The sequence below is a fragment of the Sporosarcina sp. YIM B06819 genome (genome assembly GCF_033485175.1).
GTDB lineage: Bacteria > Bacillota > Bacilli > Bacillales_A > Planococcaceae > Sporosarcina.
This window is the reverse complement of record NZ_JAWLIQ010000016.1, coordinates 91,695-114,640: the sequence shown is the minus strand read 5'-3', so window position 1 is coordinate 114,640 and position 22,946 is coordinate 91,695. Positions and strand designations below refer to the sequence as shown.

20 protein-coding genes and 1 pseudogene are annotated in these 22,946 nt (G+C 41.1%); 5 read left to right on the top strand and 16 right to left on the bottom strand.

Going from position 1 to position 22,946, the window contains the following annotated elements; translation table 11 throughout:
* Nucleotides 1-350 precede the first annotated feature (350 nt).
* Nucleotides 351-1,253 carry a DMT family transporter gene (locus R2B72_RS12500; RefSeq protein WP_318616920.1) on the bottom strand — a complete coding sequence of 301 codons (903 nt, stop codon included), beginning with the start codon at nt 1,251-1,253 and terminating at the stop codon, nt 351-353.
* Between the two features lie 122 nt (nt 1,254-1,375).
* Between R2B72_RS12500 and R2B72_RS12495 the strand changes: the two genes are divergently transcribed.
* Nucleotides 1,376-2,098: an MgtC/SapB family protein gene (locus tag R2B72_RS12495; RefSeq protein WP_318616919.1), complete on the top strand. Its 723-nt coding sequence runs from the start codon at nt 1,376-1,378 to the stop codon at nt 2,096-2,098.
* Between the two features lie 12 nt (nt 2,099-2,110).
* Nucleotides 2,111-3,112 carry a cation diffusion facilitator family transporter gene (locus R2B72_RS12490; RefSeq protein ID WP_318616918.1) on the top strand — a complete coding sequence of 334 codons (1,002 nt, stop codon included), beginning with the start codon at nt 2,111-2,113 and terminating at the stop codon, nt 3,110-3,112.
* A gap of 53 nt (nt 3,113-3,165) precedes the next feature.
* On the opposite strand, the gene R2B72_RS12485 is transcribed toward R2B72_RS12490, so the two are convergent.
* Complete coding sequence (locus tag R2B72_RS12485) at nt 3,166-4,329, bottom strand: iron-containing alcohol dehydrogenase (RefSeq protein WP_318616916.1); 1,164 nt, start codon at nt 4,327-4,329, stop codon at nt 3,166-3,168.
* 118 nt (nt 4,330-4,447) lie between these two features.
* Here R2B72_RS12485 and R2B72_RS12480 point away from each other — a divergent pair, with 118 nt between their 5' ends.
* The gene (locus R2B72_RS12480) at nt 4,448-4,684 is read left to right on the top strand and encodes a DUF378 domain-containing protein (protein ID WP_318616915.1); all 237 of its coding nucleotides are present in this window, start codon (nt 4,448-4,450) and stop codon (nt 4,682-4,684) included.
* A 104-nt stretch (nt 4,685-4,788) separates the two neighbouring features.
* Here the strand turns inward: R2B72_RS12480 and R2B72_RS12475 are convergent, their stop codons facing one another.
* From R2B72_RS12475 to pruA, 3 genes are all read right to left on the bottom strand, one after another.
* Nucleotides 4,789-6,033, bottom strand: a complete 1,245-nt coding sequence (locus R2B72_RS12475) for a Glu/Leu/Phe/Val dehydrogenase (RefSeq protein WP_318616914.1) — start codon at nt 6,031-6,033, stop codon at nt 4,789-4,791.
* A gap of 172 nt (nt 6,034-6,205) precedes the next feature.
* Nucleotides 6,206-7,396: an ornithine--oxo-acid transaminase gene (locus R2B72_RS12470; protein ID WP_318616913.1), complete on the bottom strand. Its 1,191-nt coding sequence runs from the start codon at nt 7,394-7,396 to the stop codon at nt 6,206-6,208.
* 131 nt (nt 7,397-7,527) lie between these two features.
* Nucleotides 7,528-9,072: an L-glutamate gamma-semialdehyde dehydrogenase gene (gene pruA / locus R2B72_RS12465; RefSeq protein WP_318616912.1), complete on the bottom strand. Its 1,545-nt coding sequence runs from the start codon at nt 9,070-9,072 to the stop codon at nt 7,528-7,530.
* A 141-nt stretch (nt 9,073-9,213) separates the two neighbouring features.
* On the opposite strand from pruA, the gene R2B72_RS12460 reads away from it, so the two are divergent.
* Entirely contained in the window at nt 9,214-10,521 is a 1,308-nt protein-coding gene (locus R2B72_RS12460; protein WP_318616911.1) for a sigma 54-interacting transcriptional regulator, read from the top strand.
* A gap of 33 nt (nt 10,522-10,554) precedes the next feature.
* Here the strand turns inward: R2B72_RS12460 and yugI are convergent, their stop codons facing one another.
* The 5 genes from yugI to R2B72_RS12435 form a co-directional block, all read right to left on the bottom strand.
* Complete coding sequence (gene yugI / locus R2B72_RS12455) at nt 10,555-10,929, bottom strand: S1 domain-containing post-transcriptional regulator GSP13 (protein WP_318616910.1); 375 nt, start codon at nt 10,927-10,929, stop codon at nt 10,555-10,557.
* 125 nt (nt 10,930-11,054) lie between these two features.
* The gene (locus R2B72_RS12450) at nt 11,055-12,818 is read right to left on the bottom strand and encodes a hypothetical protein (protein WP_318616909.1); all 1,764 of its coding nucleotides are present in this window, start codon (nt 12,816-12,818) and stop codon (nt 11,055-11,057) included.
* Nucleotides 12,808-13,362 (bottom strand): RNA polymerase sigma factor, encoded by a 555-nt coding sequence (locus R2B72_RS12445; protein WP_318616908.1) that lies wholly within the window; start codon nt 13,360-13,362, stop codon nt 12,808-12,810. The genes R2B72_RS12450 and R2B72_RS12445 overlap by 11 nt, the downstream gene beginning before the upstream one ends.
* Nucleotides 13,363-13,680: 318 nt before the next feature.
* A complete protein-coding gene (locus R2B72_RS12440; RefSeq protein WP_318616907.1) occupies nt 13,681-15,393 on the bottom strand; it encodes a methyl-accepting chemotaxis protein in 1,713 nt (570 codons plus the stop codon).
* 588 nt (nt 15,394-15,981) lie between these two features.
* Entirely contained in the window at nt 15,982-16,242 is a 261-nt protein-coding gene (locus R2B72_RS12435; protein WP_318616906.1) for a DUF1871 family protein, read from the bottom strand.
* 73 nt (nt 16,243-16,315) lie between these two features.
* Between R2B72_RS12435 and R2B72_RS12430 the strand changes: the two genes are divergently transcribed.
* Nucleotides 16,316-17,491, top strand: coding sequence for a MalY/PatB family protein (locus tag R2B72_RS12430; protein ID WP_318616905.1), 1,176 nt, complete (start codon nt 16,316-16,318; stop codon nt 17,489-17,491).
* 137 nt (nt 17,492-17,628) lie between these two features.
* Here R2B72_RS12430 and R2B72_RS12425 read toward each other — a convergent pair whose 3' ends face one another.
* From R2B72_RS12425 to R2B72_RS12400, 6 genes and pseudogenes are all read right to left on the bottom strand, one after another.
* Nucleotides 17,629-18,045: a DUF3243 domain-containing protein gene (locus R2B72_RS12425; RefSeq protein ID WP_318616904.1), complete on the bottom strand. Its 417-nt coding sequence runs from the start codon at nt 18,043-18,045 to the stop codon at nt 17,629-17,631.
* Nucleotides 18,046-18,135: 90 nt separating this feature from the next.
* The gene (locus tag R2B72_RS12420; RefSeq protein ID WP_318616903.1) at nt 18,136-19,575 is read right to left on the bottom strand and encodes a deoxyribodipyrimidine photo-lyase; all 1,440 of its coding nucleotides are present in this window, start codon (nt 19,573-19,575) and stop codon (nt 18,136-18,138) included.
* A 43-nt stretch (nt 19,576-19,618) separates the two neighbouring features.
* Nucleotides 19,619-19,741: pseudogene (locus tag R2B72_RS12415) on the bottom strand (hypothetical protein); the annotation flags it as partial.
* Nucleotides 19,742-19,840: 99 nt separating this feature from the next.
* Nucleotides 19,841-20,512 (bottom strand): ABC transporter ATP-binding protein, encoded by a 672-nt coding sequence (locus tag R2B72_RS12410; RefSeq protein ID WP_318616902.1) that lies wholly within the window; start codon nt 20,510-20,512, stop codon nt 19,841-19,843.
* Between the two features lie 3 nt (nt 20,513-20,515).
* On the bottom strand, nt 20,516-21,580 hold the full coding sequence (locus R2B72_RS12405; protein ID WP_318616901.1) for an ABC transporter permease: 1,065 nt from the start codon (nt 21,578-21,580) through the stop codon (nt 20,516-20,518).
* A gap of 20 nt (nt 21,581-21,600) precedes the next feature.
* On the bottom strand, nt 21,601-22,917 hold the full coding sequence (locus R2B72_RS12400) for a globin-coupled sensor protein (protein WP_318616900.1): 1,317 nt from the start codon (nt 22,915-22,917) through the stop codon (nt 21,601-21,603).
* Nucleotides 22,918-22,946 lie beyond the last annotated feature (29 nt).

The following is a 22,946-nucleotide window of genomic DNA, read 5'->3' as shown; positions in this document are numbered from 1 at the left end:
TGTGTTTCTGTTCATTCGACGGAAATCGATTTACTTAGAAACGTTTTGCTCGAATGCGTTAAGCACTCTCGCTATATTTCATTGACGTTTTGCTGTTCAGTTTTCAAGGTTCATGTCGATCTTGTTTGTTGCCATTATTTCGTTAGCAACCTTTACATTGTATCAAGTTGTGTTCCTCATGTCAACAACTAATTTCAATTTCTTTTTCGTTGTTTTTCGAAACTTGAGAAGCGACGTTTATTACTATAACATCTCTTCCTGAACGAGTCAACAACTAATTTCAATTTCTTTTTCGTTGTTTCTCGTTCCCGGAGGACATGTACTAATATACAATACAATGTTATAGAAAATCAAGCCTTTTTTGAAAAAAGTTTTTCTCGCAATTTATTTCCATCGATGACAAACAGCAATATCCCCGCTATTACAACCAAACCGCCAAGAATTTGAGACGTAACTAATGTTTCATTGAAGACATAGAACGCCAAGATTGCTGCTCCGACAGGTTCGAATAGGATTGCAATGGATATAACATTGGTGCTTACCCATTTGATAGCCCAGTTGAATAATGTATGGCCTAATAAATTCGGTATGAGTGCGAGCATGAAAAACCAGAACCAATCAGATCCTTGATAAGGACCGAATGACTCCCCTTTAATGAGGACATAGAAAAATAATGTGATTGTGCTTATGGAGTACACAACAAACGTATAAGTAATAAGAGATAGTCGTTTTCGCACATCTTGACCAAACAAAAGATAAGCCGTAATGAGTGCACAGCCTACAAGTGCTAACATGTCTCCATAAAAAGCAGTGCCACTTAGTTTGAAATCTCCCCAGCTAATGATCACACTTCCCGTGATTGCAATAACCGCAGATAGTATCGTTTTAAATGACAGTTTCTCTTTAAAGAAGAAATAGGTTCCGACGAAGGCGAATATCGGTTGCAAAGTAACTAGTACAGTTGAACTGGCTACTGAGGTGTAATTTAATGATTCAAACCATAGAATAAAGTGAAATGCTAAAAACACGCCTGCAATCGCGGAAAAAATCCAATCCTTTTTGCCAAGGGTCAGAACTTCTTTCCGGTATTTCAACAGAAAAATCGGCAACATAAGGACAACAGAGAAAAACATTCGATAAAAAGCAATTACTCCTGCATCAGCTGTTGCAAGTTTGACGAAGATCGCGGATAGGGCTACGGATATTACGCCAATGATTATCGGAATATAAGGATGAATCGCAGGTTTTTCCATTTACTACACATCTCTTTCAATAGGAGTTAGGTTAGATTCTTGTTGTTTATGGCAATAAGAATAGTAATTAGTATAACATGGTTAAGTTGAAAGGACATTACGACATTCGGGGAGGCAGGGTAATGGATTGGATTGCGAATGAAGCGATGTATCCCGAAGTATTAATTAAAATTCTTCTTGCACTTGCATTAAGTTTAGTAATTGGTGTAGAGAGGGAAATAAAGAAGAAACCGATTGGATTGAAGACGAGTGCAGTTATCTCGACTTTTAGCTGCCTGCTAACAATTGTCTCCATAGAAGCCGCCTATCTAGTGCCTGCACGCACCGATATTAACGTAACAATGGATCCCCTCCGCCTTGCTGCACAAATCGTGAGCGGAATTGGTTTTCTTGGCGCCGGAGCTATATTACGGAGAGATAATGATAATATTACTGGTCTGACAACTGCGGCGATGATTTGGGGTGCAGCCAGTATTGGGATTGCGGTCGGAGCAGGTTTTTATATTGAAGCAGCCTTCACAGTTCTAAGTGTCATGTTTGTTATCGAAGTAATCGCACCCGCACTCGGCAAATTTGGCCCAAAACGACTTCGTACAAAGGAAGCAGCCTTCATTTTTGTTTTATCGGATAAAGCAAAAATCGAAGATCTCATTGCTTATTTAAAAACGGAAGGCATGATCATCGAGAATTTGCGAATTCGTCAAATCACGACAGGCAGTAACCAATTGCATCATGAACTTGATTTCCGACTTTCTGCACTTCCTAAAAAGCCTACTACAAAATTGTATATTGAGTTAACGACGCTTCCTTATGTCGAATCGGTCGAAATAGAAATCTTTCAATAACGGAGGAAAATAATGAAAGAAATACTCACACTCTTAAAAGAAGGTAACAAACCTTCCCTACTCGCAGCAATCGTCAATACAGTAATCGCCATTATGAAAGCCGTTGCCTTCTTCCTAACCGGCAATATCGCCATGTTCGCGGAAATGTTGCATTCTCTCGGTGATGCCGCCAACCAATTCTTTGTCTATATTGGGTCTGCCCTATCCAAAAAAGCGCCGACGGCCAAATTTCCGAACGGATTTGGTCGTGTCGTCAACTTAGTTTGTTTGGGCGCAGTCATTGTTGTCGCCATTATGTCCTACGAGGCAGTTATTGGTGGATGGCATCATATCCTAAATCCCGTTGAATCGAGTGGATTGATACTTAACCTCTCTGTTCTTGGAAGTGCAATTGTCCTTGAATCTTTTGTTTTATATAAAGCCGGAAAAGAAATTTTGCATGACGCAGGTATTCAAAAAGGTGGCCTTGCGCCGCTTACGATAAGTTTTAAGCATCTCAATCGGGCAAAACCGGCGACAAAACTTGTATTTATGGAAGACTTGGTTGCCACAATGGGTGGTGTCCTTGCTTTTGTCGCCGTCCTATTCGCCCATTTCTTTGGAATACTTATCGCAGAAGGAATTGCTTCTGTCCTAATTGGATTAATGATGTTTTACGTTGTTGGTAAAGTATTTCTGGAAAACGCTCGCGGTGCAATTGGGGAAACAGATGAAGAAATGCTCACACATATTGCCCATCTTGTCGCAGAAGACCCCGATGTGAAAGATATCCAACGCGTTGAAGTCGTTAAAGAAGGGGAATTTCTTCATGTTGAAGTAGTTGCGGAAGTGGACCCTTCTCACACAGTTGCCTATGTTGATGATATTCGAGACCGGCTATTGGATCTTATCCTTCAACAAAAAGGTGTTCGGGAAGTTCTCATTTCTTTTGATGAAGACGATGGTGTTTCAACCTGGAAGAAAGAAAATCCCCCAAAAGTAGTTAAGCAATTTAGTTCCAAACTACCTAAATAATAAAAAAACGTCACGAAGGAGGGAATCTCCTAGCGTGACGTTTTCCATTTCTTTTATAATGAAGCTTTCAAAATAGCTAATACATCATCTTTATCTAACTTAGCAAAATTGCCAAGCGAGCCATTGACCGTTGCTTTTTCAGCCATGAGCACAAGTTTTGAATCGTCAATATTATAATCCCCTAGCGTTTCCGGTGCACCTATAGATGTCCAGAACGTTCTCAGGTTAGCAATCCCTTCAAATGAGATTTCCTCGTCATTCTTCCCTGCCGGATTAACCCCAAAGACATTGACCGCCAGTTTTGCAAATCGCGCAGCATTGACGTTGACATTATGGCGCATCCAATGAGGGAATAGTATTGCAAGTCCACCCGCATGCGGGATATCATAGACCGCAGATACCGCGTGCTCAATATCATGCGATGCCCAGTCACCGTTATAGCCCATTTGCAGAAAACCGTTTAAGCCCCATGTTCCTGCGAATAAAATCGTTTCCCGCAGATCATAATCATCCAAGTTTTCAACAAGTTTAGGTCCTGCTTCCATGATGGCACGCAAAACCCCTTCACATAATTCATCCTGAACAGGCGTATTGGTAGCGTTATGAAAGTATTGTTCAAAAACATGCGACATCATATCGACAATTCCGTAGACAGTTTGGTCTTTCGGGACTGACAGCGTATAGGTCGGATCCAGAATAGAGAATTTAGGATAATTAAATGGACTGCCCCAACCATATTTCTCTTGTGTTTCCTCATTCGTTATGACTGACCCTCTATTCATTTCAGAACCTGTTGCCGCAAGCGTCAAAATCGTGCCAAATGGTAGTGCATCCTTAGGAGAAGCTTTTCCCGTAACAAAATCCCATGCGTCCCCCTCGTATTTCGCAGCGACTGCAATTAGTTTTGTACAATCAATCACCGATCCACCACCAACTGCCAAGATGAAATCGATGCCGTGTTCCTTACAAATCGCTGCACCTTTTCGTGCTGTTGATACACGCGGATTCGGTTCCACTCCCGACAGTTCATGCACTTCCATACCTCGGTCATGTAAAATGGTCATTACTTCATCATACAGACCATTGCGCTTAATACTGCCACCACCATAAACAACAAGTACCCTTTTTCCGTAGTTTCCTAACTCTGTTGATAACTTTTGCAATTGACCTTTTCCAAAAATAAGCTTGACCGGATTATAAAATTCGAATTTATTCATTAATATTGCCTCCTTCTTGTCTCTTCATTATCTTAGACCGATAGCTGTTTTGCAAAACTAATGACGCAGGTATGAAAAAAAAACAGCTGGGAATAGTAAGCCTAGGAGGTGCGAATAGATGGGAATTTTTCAAAAAATAGCACTCGCTATAACCATTATCGGTGCACTCAACTGGGGTGTTGCAGGTATATTTCGTTTTGATGTCGTTGCTCAGATGGCTGGCGGATCCGCAGAACCACTGGCACGCTTCATTTATGTAGTTATCGGTATTTCAGGGCTGATTAATCTCGGGATTCTATTTGACTATCAGCGCGATCGTGATGATATCCGAATGCCTACACCTAAAGAAGTATAAAAGGCATCTCCCGCTAGTAACGGGAGATGCCTTTTTATTTAAAATCAAACGCGCCGGAGGCACGGAATAAAAAAGGATTTGCAGTTCATTCCTTTTTTATTCTGTTAAGCCCAACCACGGAAACGAGATGCTTCCGCTGTTTTACGAACACCAATCATATATGCAGCTAGACGCATATCAATATTACGTGTTTCAGCGACCGTATAAACGTTTTCAAATGCGTCAACCATTTTTTTCGTCATTTTTTCACGAACTTCTTCTTCCGTCCAGTAGTAACCCATGTTATTTTGGACCCACTCAAAGTAAGAAACTGTTACACCGCCAGCACTAGCAAGAACATCGGGAACAAGAAGAATTCCACGCTCCGTTAGGATTTTTGTTCCTTCAGAAGTTGTTGGACCATTTGCAGCTTCAACAACGATTTTAGCTTTGATGTTATGTGCATTTTTCTCTGTAATTTGGTTGGCAATTGCTGCTGGCACTAAAATATCGCAATCCAGTTCAAGCAATTCTTGGTTCGTAATCGTGTTGTCGAAAAGTGTTGTTACTGTTCCGAAGCTATCACGACGATCTAAAAGATAATCAATATCTAGTCCATCAGGATCATGAAGAGCACCGTAAGCATCGGAAATTCCGATTACTTTCGCACCCGCATCATGAAGGAACTTAGATAGGAAGCTTCCCGCATTTCCAAATCCTTGGATTACGATACGTGCACCTTTCATATCAATTCCACGACGTTTTGCCGCTTCTTCGATGATGATTGTTACACCTTCCGCAGTTGCGCGGTCGCGTCCTTGTGAACCACCGAGAACAATTGGTTTCCCTGTAATGAAGCCCGGTGAGTTGAATTCATCAATTCGACTATATTCATCCATCATCCATGCCATGATTTGCGCATTTGTGAAGACGTCTGGAGCTGGAATATCTTTTGCTGGTCCCATTACTTGGCTTAGCGCACGGACGTATCCACGGCTTAATCGCTCAAGTTCGCCCATTGACATTTCGCGCGGATCACAGATGATTGCACCTTTACCACCGCCGTATGGCAGGTCAACGATACCAGCTTTCAATGTCATCCACATCGAAAGTGCTTTTACTTCTTCAGCTGTCACTTCCGGGTGGAAACGAACGCCGCCTTTTGTTGGTCCAACAGCATCATTATGCTGTCCACGGTAGCCTTTGAAAACTTTCACTTTGCCATCATCCATACGGATTGGAATACGGACTTCGACCATACGAAGTGGTTCTTTTAAAAGTTCGTACATTCCTTCATCATAGCCTAATTTCTCAAGTGCATCTTTAATGACATCTTGTGTAGACGTAAACAGATTCAGGTTTTCAGTCATTTTTACGGTTCGCCTCTTTGATTCATAATGTGTTTTGTTTGTATACATTGTAACATATTGGACAAGCTTTTTGCAGATATTATTTAATTTACTTCAGCAAAGCTGAAATAAATTAATGCCTCCGGCGGGTGTCACAAATTTTTCTAGCAATTACGCCAAGTTGTAATAGATCTTATGCGAAAACTTTTTTAATTCTTTCGAGCGCCCAATCCAACTCTTCTTTTGTGATGATGAGTGGTGGTGCAAAACGGATCACTGTATCGTGCGTTTCTTTACAGAGTAGACCGAGTTCTTTGAACGCCTCACAATATGGGCGTGCCGCTTCTGTCAGTTCAACACCGATGAACAATCCGCGTCCTCTTACTTCTTTAATCGACGGGTGGGCAATTTTCTTTAGCTCTTCCATGAAATAGTTTCCTAGTTCAAGTGAATTCTTCGCTAGTTCCTCTTTTTCTAGCACTTCTAGAGAAGCGATAGAAACTGCACATGCCATTGGGTTACCACCGAATGTTGAACCGTGTGAGCCAGGATTGAAGACGCCAAGAATTTCTTTGTCTGCTACGACACAAGAAATCGGGAATACGCCGCCGCCCAAAGCTTTACCAAGGATGTACATATCCGGATTCATATCTTCCCATTCACAAGCAAACATTTTCCCAGTACGGCATAGGCCTGCCTGGATTTCGTCAGCAATGAATAGAACATTATGTTCCTTACAAAGGTCGCGAGCAGCTTTCATAAAGCCCGTTGGTGGAATAATGATTCCTGCTTCCCCTTGAATCGGTTCGATTAAGAATGCAGCTGTATTTGGCGTGATTGCTGCTTCAAGTGCCGCGATGTCGCCGTATGGGATCAAATCAATGCCTGGAAGCATCGGACCAAATCCACGCTTGTATTCTGCTTCTGAAGATAAGGATACAGCCGTCATTGTACGACCGTGGAAGTTACCGATACATGCAATGATTTCTGCTTGGCCTTCTGCAACTCCTTTGACATCATAAGCCCAACGACGTGCTGCCTTGACAGCGGTTTCAACAGCTTCCGCGCCCGTGTTCATCGGAAGTGCCATTTCTTTGCCGGATAGTTGACAAATCTTTTCGTACCATGGCCCAAGTTGGTCGTTGTGGAATGCACGTGAAGTCAATGTCACTTTATCGGCTTGGTCTTTTAATGCTTGAATAATTTTTGGATGACGATGGCCTTGGTTAACAGCTGAATAAGCAGATAGCATATCCATGTATTTATTACCTTCTGGATCTTTCACCCAAACCCCTTGTGCTTCTGAAATAACGATTGGTAGCGGATGATAGTTATTCGCCCCAAATTTCTCCGTCTGAACGATCACTGTTTCTGATACTGACATACATTTTCCTCCCCTTTTGTAGGTTATGTAATGGCAGACCTACCGCATGGATAGGTCTGTTTTTTTATTTTGAATTAAATCAATTACGCCTCGGCGTAATTTGAATCAGCAGGAACTTCTGCTGATTCAAATTAAAACGTCTCTGACGTTGTTTTACCTTGCATATGAAGTTGTAGGTAGTCTGGGCCGCCTGCTTTTGAGTCTGTTCCAGACATGTTAAAGCCACCAAATGGTTGGTAACCAACGATTGCGCCTGTGCAATTACGGTTGAAGTATAAGTTTCCTACATGGAAATCTTCACGTGCTTGTTCGATATGGAAACGGTTATTTGTAATGACCGCACCAGTTAGACCGTAATCTGTGTTGTTAGCAATTTCAATTGCTTCTGTAAAGCTTTTCGCTTTTGTTAAGCCGACAACTGGGCCAAAGATTTCTTCTTGCATCACGCGCGCTTTTGGATCAAGATCCGCAATAACTGTCGGTGCTACGAAGAAGCCTTTTGAACTGTCGCCAGTTCCGCCAGCGATGACGCGACCTTCTTGTTTACCAATTTCAATGTAACTCATGATTTTATCGAAAGAAGCTTGGTCAATAACAGGGCCAGTGAAGTTTGACTGATCTGCTGGATCGCCGTATGTCAATGCATTTGTCAATTCCTCAACGCGTGCCACGACTTGGTCATAAACGTCTTCGTGAATCACTGCACGAGAACAAGCTGAACATTTCTGTCCGCTGAAGCCGAATGCAGATTTAACGATAGATTGTGCTGCAAGCTCAAGATCTGCGTCATTGTCGACAACGATTGTATCTTTACCGCCCATTTCAGCGATAACGCGTTTCAACCAGATTTGGCCTTCGTTAACGATTGCTGCACGTTCGTAAATGCGTGTTCCAATTTCACGTGAACCCGTGAAGGAGATGAAACGCGTTCTTGGGTGATCGACAAGGTAGTCTCCCACTTCAGCGCCAGATCCCGGGATGTAGTTAACAACACCAGCAGGCATACCTGCTTCTTCAAGAACTTCGAGGAACTTGTAAGCTACAACAGGTGTTGTAGATGCTGGTTTTAGAAGAACCGTGTTACCTGTTACAAGTGCTGCCACTGTTGTTCCAGCCATGATTGCAAATGCGAAGTTCCAAGGAGAGATGACAACACCTACACCAAGTGGAATGTAGTCAAAACGATTGTACTCCCCCGGACGACTTTCAACTGGAATACCATTTTTCAGTTCAAGCATTTTGCGTGCATAGAATTCTAGGAAGTCGATTGCTTCAGCTGTATCTGCATCCGCTTCATTCCAAGGCTTCCCAGCTTCTTTTGTTAGCAATGCTGAGAATTCGTGTTTACGACGACGAATAATTGCAGCTGCTTTGAATAGGACATCTGCACGGAATTCAGGTTTTACTTTTTTCCATGTATTGAATGTTTCGTCTGCAACTGTCATCGCTTTTTCAGCTAGATCTCTGCTCGCTTTCGAAACTGATCCAATGATTTCTGCTTTGTTTGCAGGGTTTGTTGATACTAATTTATCTTCCGTCATGATACGCTCTCCACCAATAATGAGTGGATAGTCTTGACCAAGGTAGCCTTCGACTGTTTTTAACGCCTCAAGGAAAGCATGTTTGTTCTCTTCTACAGTAAAATCTGTGAACGGTTCGTGTTTATACGGAATCATGTTGTTCCTCCTTTTGTAGTAGAACGCAAAAATTATTTGCACTTAGTAATTGATTACATATATAATAATGCAAAAGATTGTTGCAGATTTCAAGTGTTATTCATTATTTGTTCACAAAAAATTTATTGGACGGTGGTTATTTTGAAAAATATCGATGAATCACTCCTCCCCTTTTATACGTTTGCAGTCGGTCACGCCGGCGTTGGCATCCATGCCATCGACCAAAATGGTCGCACTGTCATTTATAATAACAAGATGAAAGAAATTGAAGGTCTTGCCCTCGAAGATGTGGGCGACCGTTCGATTTTGGAGCTATTCAATTTTGATCAGCAAGAAAGTACGTTGTTAAAAGTATTGCAAAGCGGCAAGGAACAATTGAATGTCAAACAGACGTATTGGAATCGAAATGGGACAGAAATTACAACCATCAATGATACTTACCCTATTTACGAGGACGCAAATCTCATTGGTGCCGTCGAACTCGCTCGTGATGTAACGGCTCTTGAAAAGTTCGTTTTGCAACCTTATCGGAAAAATAGTGATCCTGTAACGTTCAATCAGATCATCGCCGTCTCCCCCTCAATGAAAGCCGTCATCTCGACCGCTAAAAAAGCTGTGCGTGCAAAATTGCCCGTCCTGTTAATTGGCGAATCAGGAACAGGCAAGGATCTTGTCGCGGAAAGCATACATAATGAATTGTCGCCTTCCAATGGTCTATTCTATACCTTGTTCTGTCATAGTTCAGACCCTATTTTGATTGCACGCTTAAGCGAGGACTTACAAGACCCAGAGCCTTTCACGTTGTTTTGTGAGCGCATTGACTTGTTGTCGATTTCATTGCAGCAAAAATTATTGGCAATTCTCAGAAAAACACCCGCTGGCAACCGCCAATTTATCGCAAGTATTGGGGACGACCCGGTAGAATTGATTGCTTCCGGTGCTCTATTGAAGGACTTATACTATTTCTTTGCATCGTTTACCGTACGGATTCCCCCTCTACGTAAGCGTAAGGAGGATATCGTGCCGTTCATATCTGCTTATTTAACCCGGCGTAGTGAGCGCTATGGCTCCACATTGCAAGGGATTGAATCGGAAGTAGAGCAGCTTTTCCTTAACTACGACTGGCCTGGCAATATGCGTGAGCTTGAGTTTCTTCTTGATGAGATTTCTTCACTTGCTACCCTAGAAACGGTTGTCACAGTCGATATGCTACCGCTTCATTTTAGAATGAAAAGCAATGCTATCGCGGATGAACCTACGCAGGCTACGGATTTTATTGTTCAGCCAAATAAAGAATTGCTTCCCCTTGACCAATTTTTACGTGAGGCGGAAGTGTATTATTTACACAAAGCCATGAAGCTAAATGAGGACAATATAACAAAGACTGCGAATGCGCTAGGTATGAGCCGGCAAAATTTGCAGTATCGTTTAAAGAAAATAAAAAAATAAGGGATTAGGCATCTAAGCCTAATCCCTTATTTTTTATTGTCCGGATTTTTCGATCCAGTCTTGCAATTTGTCTTTCAATGAATTAAATCCATCTGCATCTCGCTCATTGACGCGTGCTTGCAATGATTTACGTGGATTGTCATCTCTTTTTGTCGATGGTGGAGCTTCGTGAAGCGCACGGATTGACAGGCTAATTTTCCCTGCTTGTTCGTCGACTTCCAACACCTTCACATTGACTTCTTGACCGACTGAAAGAAATTCATTAATATCTTTCACGAAACCGTATGTGATTTCAGAAATGTGGACCAATCCTTGTGTTTCTTCATCAAGTGCAACAAATGCACCATACGGTTGAATGCCTGTTACTTTGCCGGAAAGCTCTTCTCCAGCTTCATATTTTCTCGCCATTTGAAACAGCTCCCAATCTACTATGATATTATATCTGTCGCCGCAAGGGCCATCAAAATTATACCATGTTTAGAGGTTTGGAGCAAAATCGTCTCACATTTAACAGACTTCCTCCTTTACTCTTCTCATTGCATCGGAAGGAAATTGACGCGCCAACCACTATCCGTATGCGACATTGAAAAATAGTGTGTTTTACTGTTATAAGTATCATGTTCAGGATTCAAATTCAGTGTAGCGAGTCCGTCCCAATTGCCATCTGCCTGGAATGAAATCGATTGATATACTTCATCAAATTTGACAGTCGGACTTAACGCCGCCTCTTTGATAAATGTTTCTTTGTCAATAGGTGGTCCGTATTCCCCTTGGACATATAGTGAATACTGTGTTTCATAATCACCGATTTCCGCTGCGTAAAAATAGAGCCCGACAACTATTACTGCTTCTACTCCCGGCAAATCATATTGATAATTAGATTCGGTGTACACTTTGTACTCACGATGGACGCGTGCCATAAATTCCTTATCCATTGGGATTTCTGGCTCACTATACGATGAGGGTAATGGCTCTAACCCCTGCATAAATAATTGCCACTCCTGACCGTTCCCCCATACAAAATAGAAATCCTCTGAAGATCCATCCTTGCGATTCACTTGAACAGTAGTAGATAGTGCACTAGGAGCACCTTGTTCCAATGAATCCCCAGAAAATACGATTTGCTCCGTATCCTTAAAAAGCGACCTACCTTTGCGCCAATTTGTTATATATTCCTCTATCGTATAGCCTCTGCCTTGGTTAATGTTAGTTGTGATATCATCACTATGGCTTAAATAATACATCGTTTCAGGATCTTCCATATCGTTGGCATAATTAAATACGCCGGCCATATAAATTAACGATAATCCTTTAAAGATGGTTTTATCATGAGAAGTTTTAAATTGCTCATAAAGTGATTTTACTTGTTGTTCAAAATGCTGATTTGGTAATGTAATTGACTGATTTGCTATTTCTGCTCGTCTATCAGAGTCGCTACCTTCCAACTGTCCTGCTCTCGTAAGTGCCAGTGTGGCATAACCACGTGTGGCCGGGTGAAATTTAGTCTTTACCTTTTCAGCAAGCCTTGGTGCATAATAGCGCGCCGTAATTTCCCCAGTGTCTTTCTCCATATGCAGTTCGATGTATTGCTTGCGCATCGTATCAATAATATTTTGAAGTTCCTCTGGAAATGTATCAGGACTCAGCATCATTACTGCGGTCTTATCGATGGAAGGATCCATTTCAAAGCTTTCTATTGCCTGATGGTTCTGCATCAAAATGTCATCATAGATAGCGATGAGACTCCTTATTTTTCCGAAAAACGAATCGAGATAATCAAAACTCGCCTGCTCATCTTCCACTAAAGATTGATCTGCGATATCTTTCATCATGCTAGATGGTAATTTCAAGCTCGATAGCGCAAGTTCATAGTTTGCTTCCGCTTGCTCCTTATCGTCGGCAATATTATCAATAATCGCATCAGCCTCCTGAACAAACGTCAACTTGCCGAAATTGTCTTCTTCCAACTTCAAGATATCCCGTTGCTTCTCGCGTTCCATGGCATAGTCCTGTTGGAACTTTTCAATATATGCAGCACTAGCCAGTTTCTCATTATGTTCAGTGATAAACAAAGCCGTAATAATGCCAAACAAAAACACACTTGCGATGCTGACAGACCAAACCGTTACCTTGTGGCGTAATGTGCTTTTTCTCCTAACAGCAGGCTCCTTCTTTCCCGGATTATTCGTCTCCTCTTCGATTTTCTGAAGGATTTCCTCAGGATCAAAGGAAGATGGCAGACGATTATAAGACTTTTTCAGAAATTCCATTCGTTTATCGAAATCGTTATTCGCCATGACGCACACCTCCATTATTGTCCATCACTTTTTTTAAACTGTCTTTCGCACGATGTAAACGTGTTTTCACAGCAGACAGCGTAATGTTCAAGACATCTGCAATTTGTTGATAGGATAGATCCTGAAAATAGTACAGAATCAGTGGTAGTCGATATTTTTCATCCAGTTGGATAATCGCCGCATGCAATTCACGATCCTCTTCAAATAATAAAACTTGTGCCTCGGCGGAATCTTGAGCCGTAATTTGTGTATTGTCTACGGCCTTTTGTTGTTTATCTCGCTCACGACTTTCTTTCCGGTAATAATCACGAGCTGCGTTCAATGTAATTTTATACAGCCAGGTCGTAAAGCGGTCGTGATTGAATTGATGCAAAAACCTGTGCAATTTAATGAATACTTCCTGCGTCACATCCGGTATATCGTCCAACCGCACACCACATTGATAGGCGAATTTCTCAACCGTCCAATAATGAAGCTTCATCAGCTCTCCATAAGCAGCCCGATCTCCTTGCTGCGCTTTTTTAATTAAGTCAATATCGTTCATGGTGCCCCCTCGCCCCCTTGCTTCTGTAGATGATACGAAACTTTGTGCCGTTTTGTTTCACTTGATTCAGCAGTAGGCTGAATCTCTACTGCTGAATCAAGTGAAGCCTCCGGCGGATGTCACAGATTTTGAAAGGAATTAATGGAAAAGTTCTGTTCTTGTCAACATCAATGAAAGTCCTTTGGCATTCAAGCTTATTCGTGTACAATTAGCACCTGCATCAATTATCGTAATTTTCGCAACTTGGATTAGTGAGCTTGTGTCTTAATAGAAAAACCCATGGATTTTGAAATCCATGGGTTTTTCTATACTTCTTATTTACAGTTTAAATTGGTGTACTAAATCATTCAGTTCCTCTGCTAATTTCGCAAGTTGATCTGAACTTCCCGCCACTTCTTCCATCGAGCTACTTGTTTGTTGTGATGAAGCGGAGGTTTGTTCCACACCGGCAGCCGATTGTTCGGAGATTGCCGCAATTTCCTCAACGGATCCCCTCATCTCCTGACTGTTTGCCGCGATGTCAGATAGGTTCTCTGAAACGATTTGAATATGATTCACCATTTCTGTAACAGCTCTAGTTATTCCGTTGAACGTGTTACTCGTAATTTTTATTTGTTCTGTTCCTCTTTCCACTTCAACATATCCGCCTAATAGCGATTCAGCTACAGAACTGGATTCATATTGTATACTCGTTACAATGCCTGTAATGTCAGTAACAGAAACAGAAACTTGTTCTGCCAGTTTTTTAACTTCTTCTGCGACAACCGCAAAACCTTTCCCATGTTCGCCAGCCCTCGCGGCTTCAATAGCCGCATTTAAGGCCAACAGATTTGTTTGATCCGCGATATCCTTTATGACGACAACCAGTTTGGATATTTCTTGGGACTGTGCATCCAATCCTTGGATTTTCCGAACTGCTTCCTGCACAATTTGGTCAATCTTAACCATTTGGTCGCTCGAAGATTCCATTAGTTGACTGCCTTGCGAGGTCATCGTCAGCACTTCATTGGAAGAGCGTTGGATATGCTCGCCTTTTTCATTCGCTTCTTCCACTTTACTTGTAAAGGACTCCATCGTGGCTGCCAGTTCACTTGCACTTCGGGCTTCCCCTTCAATGCCGATAGCCAACTCTTGCATCGTCACCGCAATTTGATGCGCAGCTGCATTTACCTCATTCGATGACTGGATTAACTCCTCGCTTTGACCTGTTACGGATCCAGAAACATTATTAATTTCATTTAACAACTGACGAATATTGTTATTCATCCCATTTGTAGAATTGATAAGTTGCCCCACCTCGTCTTTGGATTGTGATTCAAGGGGCTCTCCACTTAAATCACCTTGCGCCATCTTATTCATTCGATCCATTACTCTTTTTATCGGTTTAGTAATCGAATTGGCACTCTGAAAAGCAATGACCACGCTGAGTAAGATCACTAAAATCGTGACGATTATCACGATGTGGAATGTCGCTTCTCCTCTGGCCATAACTCCTTGCTCAATCTCATTGATGGTTGCTTCACTATCTTTAGCCATTTTTTCATAACCGGCCATGATTTCACGAACCATAGGGGCGGATGCATCCAAATTTCGAAGCGCCACCTCTTTGTTCCCTTTATCATACTCATCAAATACATCCGTAGCGATCAGTTTTCGCCAAGCTATCGTCTGCTCAATCAGCTGATCAAATTCTTCAGTGACTTCGATTTCCCTAATCACCGCTTCATTTTGCTTTCCTTGTTCCGTATATGCATCGAAGCGATCCCTGAAGTCCCCGCCGAATAATACATACCCACGGGCTGTCGATATCCGATTTGCCATCGATAACGCCAATTGTTCGTTAGCAATCAACACCGGAAGCTCTTTTTCTACTATATTTCTTGCTTCTTTATTACTCTTCATTATTACAGAAATATTATAAATTCCCAATAGGATAACTAGAATAATAACGATTGAAAATGCAAATAACAACTTGCTTTTAATACTTTTAAAGTTAATCATTCTTTTCTTTCCTTCCTTAATTTTATTCACTCTACTAACTCATCAATATTTTTCAACCTGCCTGAATTAAAGCGCTACTTGCTCAACAAACACTTTTTCGCTCGATAAATCCTCCTGTATTCATCCATAGGCCTTTTTCAAAGTTTTGAGCTCGCAAACTATTTAGCTGCATTTATGATTCCCACCTAATCTCCAGCAAAGGCATCTTACAAGGGAAGCCTGAGCGATAAGACAAAGGAGGAGCGCTGTTCAGTCTTTCACTAAGTATCAAAAGTTTCTAGCAAGAGTGTCTAGTAGGTCTATTTAACCTAAGCTATATAATAACATTAGGCACTCCTTTATAACCAGTCTAATGACTCCAATACCGCCTATTCCCAAATTAATGTGAAAATCCCCATGGAATTCCATGGGGATTTAATACTATTTATGAGTTAGCATAGAGAAAAAAATGATTGTGCAGCTCACTGTCATGTTTATTACTAACAATAAATGTGTCGTTTTTACCGTTAATATTTACACTCACCCTCATGATACCTCCTATTCTTCTTCACCTAAATGACTGACACTCGCAAGATATAAAAAGCCATACCCAGACATTCGCAGGTACGGCTCTACTTTTCAGACGATACACTTCGCCTCGTATTTAATCGCTAATAACTTATAAGAAATTTTCACGCATTTTTCAATGGGAATCCATAGCTCGTACGAATGTTCATAAATTTCGCGTATGCGTTTAGCAAGGTCTGTTGGATGATCGAGACGATGCAATTCTGAGATGACATCAACAATTTCGAGTTGGTATGCTTTTGCTCCCGCTTCAAACGGATCCCATTGTTCAAGCAGCGCAATAGCTTTTTTATTCATTTCGATTGATTCCACGATAAGCCACCTTATTTTTCTTTAGTCTTATTTATGATAGCATAGTAGAGAAAAAAGGAAAGTAGGGATACTCATGAGTATTTTCGAACAGGTCATCGAACGGCGAGAAACCCGCTCTGTCAAATGGAGCATGATGGAGAAAATTTATAACATTGAAGATGCATCAGATATTTTACCGATGTGGATTGCCGATATGGATTTCGCCGCACCTGAAGCAGTAACCCATGCATTGAAAGAGCGTATTGACCATCCTATTTTCGGCTACTCTTATATGTGTGAAGGCTGTAAAGATTCGCTTCGTGTTTGGCTAGCCGAACGTCACAACTGGCAAACGAATAATGATTGGATGCTCTTTCATCATGGGGTTGTTCCAGCCATTGCTTCCGTCGTTGAAACGTTTACAAAGGCAGGAGATGGTATCCTTATTACTTCACCCGTCTATCCACCGTTTTCTCAGGTTCCAGCACGTCAACAGCGCACGATTGTTGAGTATGTAATGCAGGAGGACAACGGAAATTATTCCATTAACTTTGATGAATTCGAGAAATGCTTGCAGCAAAATGTCAAACTGTTCATCTTATGTAATCCCCATAATCCCGGAGGCATCGTCTGGATAAAGGATGAACTGCAAGAAATCATAAGGCTGTGCACCAAATACGATGTTCTTATATTATCTGATGAAATCCACGCTGATCTTGTTTTCCCTGGCAATCAGCATATCCCACTAGCTACGCTTGCGGGGGTAGAAGCCGGACGTATTATCACATGCGTGGCGCCAACAAAAACATTTAATCTTGCTGGAATCCAAGCCGCAGTGATGATCGCAACAGATGAAAATGTGCGGGAGCAATTATCATTGAATGCGATGGCACATGGCCAGATGGATCTAAGTCCATTTGCAGCTGCCGCGTTTAGTGCAGCCTACCAAAAAGGCGGCCCTTGGTTAGATGAATTATTGACAACAGTATCCGCTAATATGGACTATGCCATTCATGAACTAACTTCAGCAATTCCCGGCTTATCTATCGCTAAACCGGCTGGTACGTATCTACTGTGGATTGATTATCGCGATATGGGGCTTACTGAAGAAGACATCATGGACAAGCTGTTGACGAAAGGTAAACTGGCGCTTGATCCAGGTTCAAAGTATGGTGAAGCAGGACGTGGTTTTCTACGTATGAACGTAGCAACACCACGTCAACTCGTCGAAGAAGGCGTTAAACGCTTTATTACTGCGATGAATGACTGACGTGAACAGCGATAACTTCTACTAAAAAAGCACCTCCACTTGTTAGGATGTTACTAACAAGCGGGGTGCCCTCATGTATGAATAGATCGATTTTCCATTACAATTGTACATGCAATTTATAAATGGACGCTTCCATGCTATGAAGCTTTTCTTACCATCTCTAACAGCATGTGTGCCAGTGTATGTTGTTGCTCTTTTGAGCCGGAATTCCAAAGCTCCATTAATATTTTCTCTTCCCTATTACGTGGATCTTCATGCTTGGCGAGATAATTTGCAATCAATTCTGTAGTTTTTGCAAGCTTTTCTTCACTTAACCCCATTTTCTCCCCTAACTCGATTTTTTCAGCTAGGTACTGCTTGAATTGATTGAAATTCTCTAAAATCCCATCTTTTGTCTCTTCATTAATCTTGGCTAATTCTTTTTGTACATTATCCTTCATATCCACCAAAATCACTCCTTTTTGTGTTTCACTTAGTATTGTGCCCGTAAACTTTGTTTCAAACCAAGAAAAAATATCCTCCAATTTAAAATGCCATCTATCTTGATTAATCAAACACAACTAGCACATCAATATTCAAAAACTAGACGTTGTGTGGATAAACAAAAAAATCCGCCTCCCTTTATTTAGGACAGCGGATACACCTTATACGTTGTTTTTGACTTGTGCATATGCTTCTAATGCACGCATTCTAGCAACGGAGTGGTCGATGATAGGAAGTGGATACGTCTTCCCTAGCACGATTCCAGATTCAAGAAGAATGTTCCCAGGCGCCTTCCAAGGTTCATGGATATATTTATTGGGCAATTGTTTAAGTTCTGGGATCCACTTGCGGATATATATGCCTTCCGCATCAAACTTTTGGCTTTGTAACATCGGATTAAATATTCGAAAGAAAGGTGCTGCATCAATTCCTGATCCAGCCACCCATTGCCAGCCCATTGCATTGTTAGCCGGATCAAAATCAACAAGTGTTTCTTGAAACCACTCTGATCCATCGACCCAAGAAACGAGTAAGTGTTTAACTAAGAAAGAAGCAACAACCATACGTACCCGATTATGGATTACACCCGTTTCCCATAATTCACGCATCCCTGCATCGACAAGCGGATAACCCGTCAAGCCTTTTTGCCATTTGGACAATTCTTCATCAGAACCTAGCCATGGAAACCCTTTAAACTTTTCACGTAAAGGGTCATTGAGCATTTTAGGGAAATGAATGAGCTGGTGGTAAGCAAATTCACGCCATATAAGTTGCCTCAAAAATGCAGCGATGGATGATTGCATATATTCTTTCGTATCCTCATCATGAAGTCTCTTTGCTGCATGCCAGATTGACCTGACACTAATGTCTCCCCACACTAAATAAGGCGACAACAATGAAACAGAATTGGCAGAAGGAATATCATTTTCTTCACCGTAGTGGCTAAGCCCTTCATCCACAAATTGGTGCCATCTCGTAATAGCCCCCTTTTCACCGGGCTCCCAGTAAATATGGAACTTTTCATAATAGGTGTTTTTTGATAACAATCCAAGCCCCTCTACTCGTAAAGATTGAATTTCTTTACCGTATGGAACAATACTGGCCGGTATTGGAAGTGGTCGAGTAACAGATTCGCGCATCGTTCTTTTCCAAAACGACGTAAATACCTTGTAGGGTTCATTTTTTTTGTTCAATAAATCACCGGGCGTGAACAATAAGTTTGACGAAAACGAACGAATTTCATTTACGCATGAAAGTAGTTTATTAGCAATCGTGCGATCTCTATTCACTATAGAAGGCTCATATCGTTCACCAAAAAAGATAGCATCTGCTTTCGTTTGCTCACAAATGGAAGCGAGCTGTTCAAGACTATTGCCTCGTCTAAAAATGAGGCTCAAACCATGCGATTCAAGTTCTTTTTCTAAAGCGATCAGTGAATGATGAAGCCACCAACGAGCCGCTTCGCTTGTAGCGTATTCACGCTCCTCTTCCTCTGACCAGATAAAAACCGGAATGATGGTCCCTTGCTGAGCTGCTTCCCACAATGGTTGGTTATCATGCAACCGTAAATCTTTTCTAAACCAAACGATTATTTTTTTCAACTACAACTCATCCTTCATATCAGTTAAGAGTAGCATGTCCCATTTAGTCAATATTCTTTGGTCTCATGGGGACAAATTTACTCGTCCGCCACAAATAATGAGCGAATTCAAAGTGAACCTTATATTCCTTTTCAAGTAAAGGTACACCTGATACAAATAGTAGTAACCTAAAGCTTCTCACTCACCAAATGTTTACCGTTCCTATTAATGGATGCCTTCATTCATGATAAGGCATCCATTCATCCCTCTAAGTAGATAACCGTCTTTATTTTTCTTGAACCAGTACACCATCCGTCATTTTGTAAACCTTGTCACAATAACCCACCAGACGTATATCATGTGTGACGACAATAGTGGTGGTGTTCTTGTTCTTCGTTTCATTTTTCAATAGCTCCATTACTTCATAGGCACGATCAGAGTCTAGAGACGCTGTTGGTTCATCCGCCAAAATAATGGAAGGATTACTGTATAATGCTTTAGCAATTGCCACCCGCTGCCTTTCCCCTCCAGACAAATCTGCGGGGTATTTAGTTCGTAAGTCACCAATCCCCAAGTCCTCATATAGCTCTTCGAGTTGGGATTTTGTCATATTTCCTTTCTTTACTTGATCCAATAGTTTCAGCTGATTGGCAACCTTCAGAAATGGGATCAGGTTAGAAGCCTGTAAAATGAAGCCAATTTCCTGTAGTCTTATTTTTGAACGCTCTTTCTCATTTAAATCCACTAGATTCTTATCATTAATGATGACAGCACCTGAAGTAGGTGTCAGAAGCCCGCCGACAATCGTAAGGAATGTACTTTTACCAGACCCAGATGGACCGATAATCGCAATTAGCTCTCCCTTGTCTGCCGAGAAGTTTGTTTCCTTCATGGCTTCTACTTGTTTATGACCACTGCCAAACGTCTTTTTCACTTGTTTTAATTCTAAAACTGCCATTTTTCATCCTCCTATCGCTTTCAATGGATCAATTCTAACAATTGTAAGAACAGAGAACACCGCACCCATTATCGCCACTACAATCAAAACTATTCCGTAGATGGACATCGTAACAAGATTGAACGCTACTGGTACCGCACTTGGTAAAAATGCACCGGTGATTAAGGTCAATATGAAACCGACTACTACACCAACTGCTGCTAATAGGAATGTTTGTGCAATGACGGAACGTGACAGATAGCCATTCGATATCCCTTGTGCTTTCATCACACCAAACATACTAATTTTCTGGACGGTCAAAACATAAAGGAAGATGGCTACAATGACCGCCGAAATAATAAACAAGAAATAGATCATGAAGTTTAGTGTCAAACTTTGTTCCGTGTAGCCTGGTAAACTGCGTATGAACGTTTCGATTTCAATTGATTCTAGTGATTCAGGCGTAGAAATATTTGTATAATCGCCTCGAATAACTATTCCATTTATACTATTTCTGTTCACCTCAGCCGCTTCACCGAATTTCACGCGATGGAAGGTAGACAAATCTCCATATAGAACTGGAGCTGCATTAAACCTCGCTTGGTCTGTGAATCCGACAATTGTTAGGACTTCAGCAGATGAAGATAAGTTCAACTCATCACCAACTTTAAAGCCTTCATCTTTTAGTGCATCACTAGCGATGACTTCATTTTCCTTTACAAATACTTCGCCTTCTGTCACTTTTGGCATAATGAATTCATCTTTATTTATCCCAAAGATCGAAACATTAGTTTTTTGTTTACCATTGCCTGCTACAGCGTTTATTTGACCGATAACAGCCATTTCTTTGGCATCGATTTCGCTTGCATCATCAATGGTTAGTGATGATTGGTACATACTCTTATCGGATTCCTCAGTCAATATAATTGCAGTGGCTTCCCACTTATCGACCGATTCCCTATTCAAATTTTCCAAGCCTGTCGCAAGTCCTGATAGAAAGAATACTAAATATGATACAAGCATTAAAACACCAATGATCAATGTAAATCGTAATTTGTTTTTCTTGATTTCATTTAAAGCTAAAAACATTTTTTCACTTCCTTCTTATATTATAATTGTAGAGCTGTTTGATGAAGGCTCTCTGCTGTCGTAGCTACCTTTTTTGTATCATTTCCAATTGCTTTAATGACTTTAATTAGTTCAGTCACATCTATTTCTACTCGATTTATATGATGATTATTCTCTTCAATTGAGTGGAGAATTTTATTGAACTTTGTCTGTGTTTGGATGGAGCTGTCTAGCCCAATAGCTACACTTTTTTGAACCTCTCCAATCGTATTTACCGCCTGGTCAGTCAATCCCGTGGAAATTCGAACAAGATCGGTAATCTGCTCGACAGACTGTCTGGATTGCTCTGCCAACTTACGAACTTCTTGTGCAACAACTGCAAACCCTTTTCCAGATTCTCCTGCCCGCGCAGCTTCAATTGATGCATTCAACGCTAACAGGTTTGTTTGTTCTGCAATTTGTTTTACCATTTCAATAATGTTACTAATTTGGTTTGATGAAATTTTCAACTGGCTAACCACTTCTCCCATATGTCGCGTTTCACCCGTAATAAACTCCATTTGAGATTCCAATTGTTGCACCATGTCGTTCCCAGCAGTTGCATCGGATTGTATGCGGCTGACACTTTCCACGTTTGAATGAATGCTCTCACGAATTCCACTTGCATTTGCATCTACATGTTCGATAGAGGTACTCGTCTCGTCAGTCAAGGTTGCAAGGTCTTCACTTATTGAAGAAATTTGACTTTTCAACTCCAGTTTGACGATTTCATACTGCGTTTCACGCAACTTTAAATTTTCCTTTTCGTATTCTTCCAAAACTATCTGCATTTCAAAGTTAATAAGCTTCGATACAATTAACATTGATTTCTCCCGCTGTTCAGCAGATTTAATTTCTTTTGCAATTAAACGTACAATTACTTCTTGAATTTGCTGAAAGGCACCCATATACCATTTGGGCTCCAATCCGATTTTAAAATGCATTTGTGCTACTTGCATTTTTTTCTGAATGGTTTCTTCGTTTATTTCCCCATCGAATATTCCAATAATATAATTCTTTATCAATTGCCTCAACCTATCTACTTGCGTACGTTGTTCAATAATAAGGCGAAGTGATTCCACCGCTAATACTTTTTCATAAAAAACCGATGTAATTTCATCGATTCCATCTTTTATTATGGGCTGAAAGGATTTTACGACCGCCATATCCTGCACTGTAAATCCTATTAGTTCCATCTGTTTTTTCAATTCCGGATATGTATGCAAATCTACCTTCGGAATTACTAGTGACTTTTCAAACCGTTTGGAGGGCTCAGATTCTTCCGTACTCTTTCTTCCCCACTTTAATAGTCGATTCAAAACTATTCCCCCATTCATTGCAGTTCTAT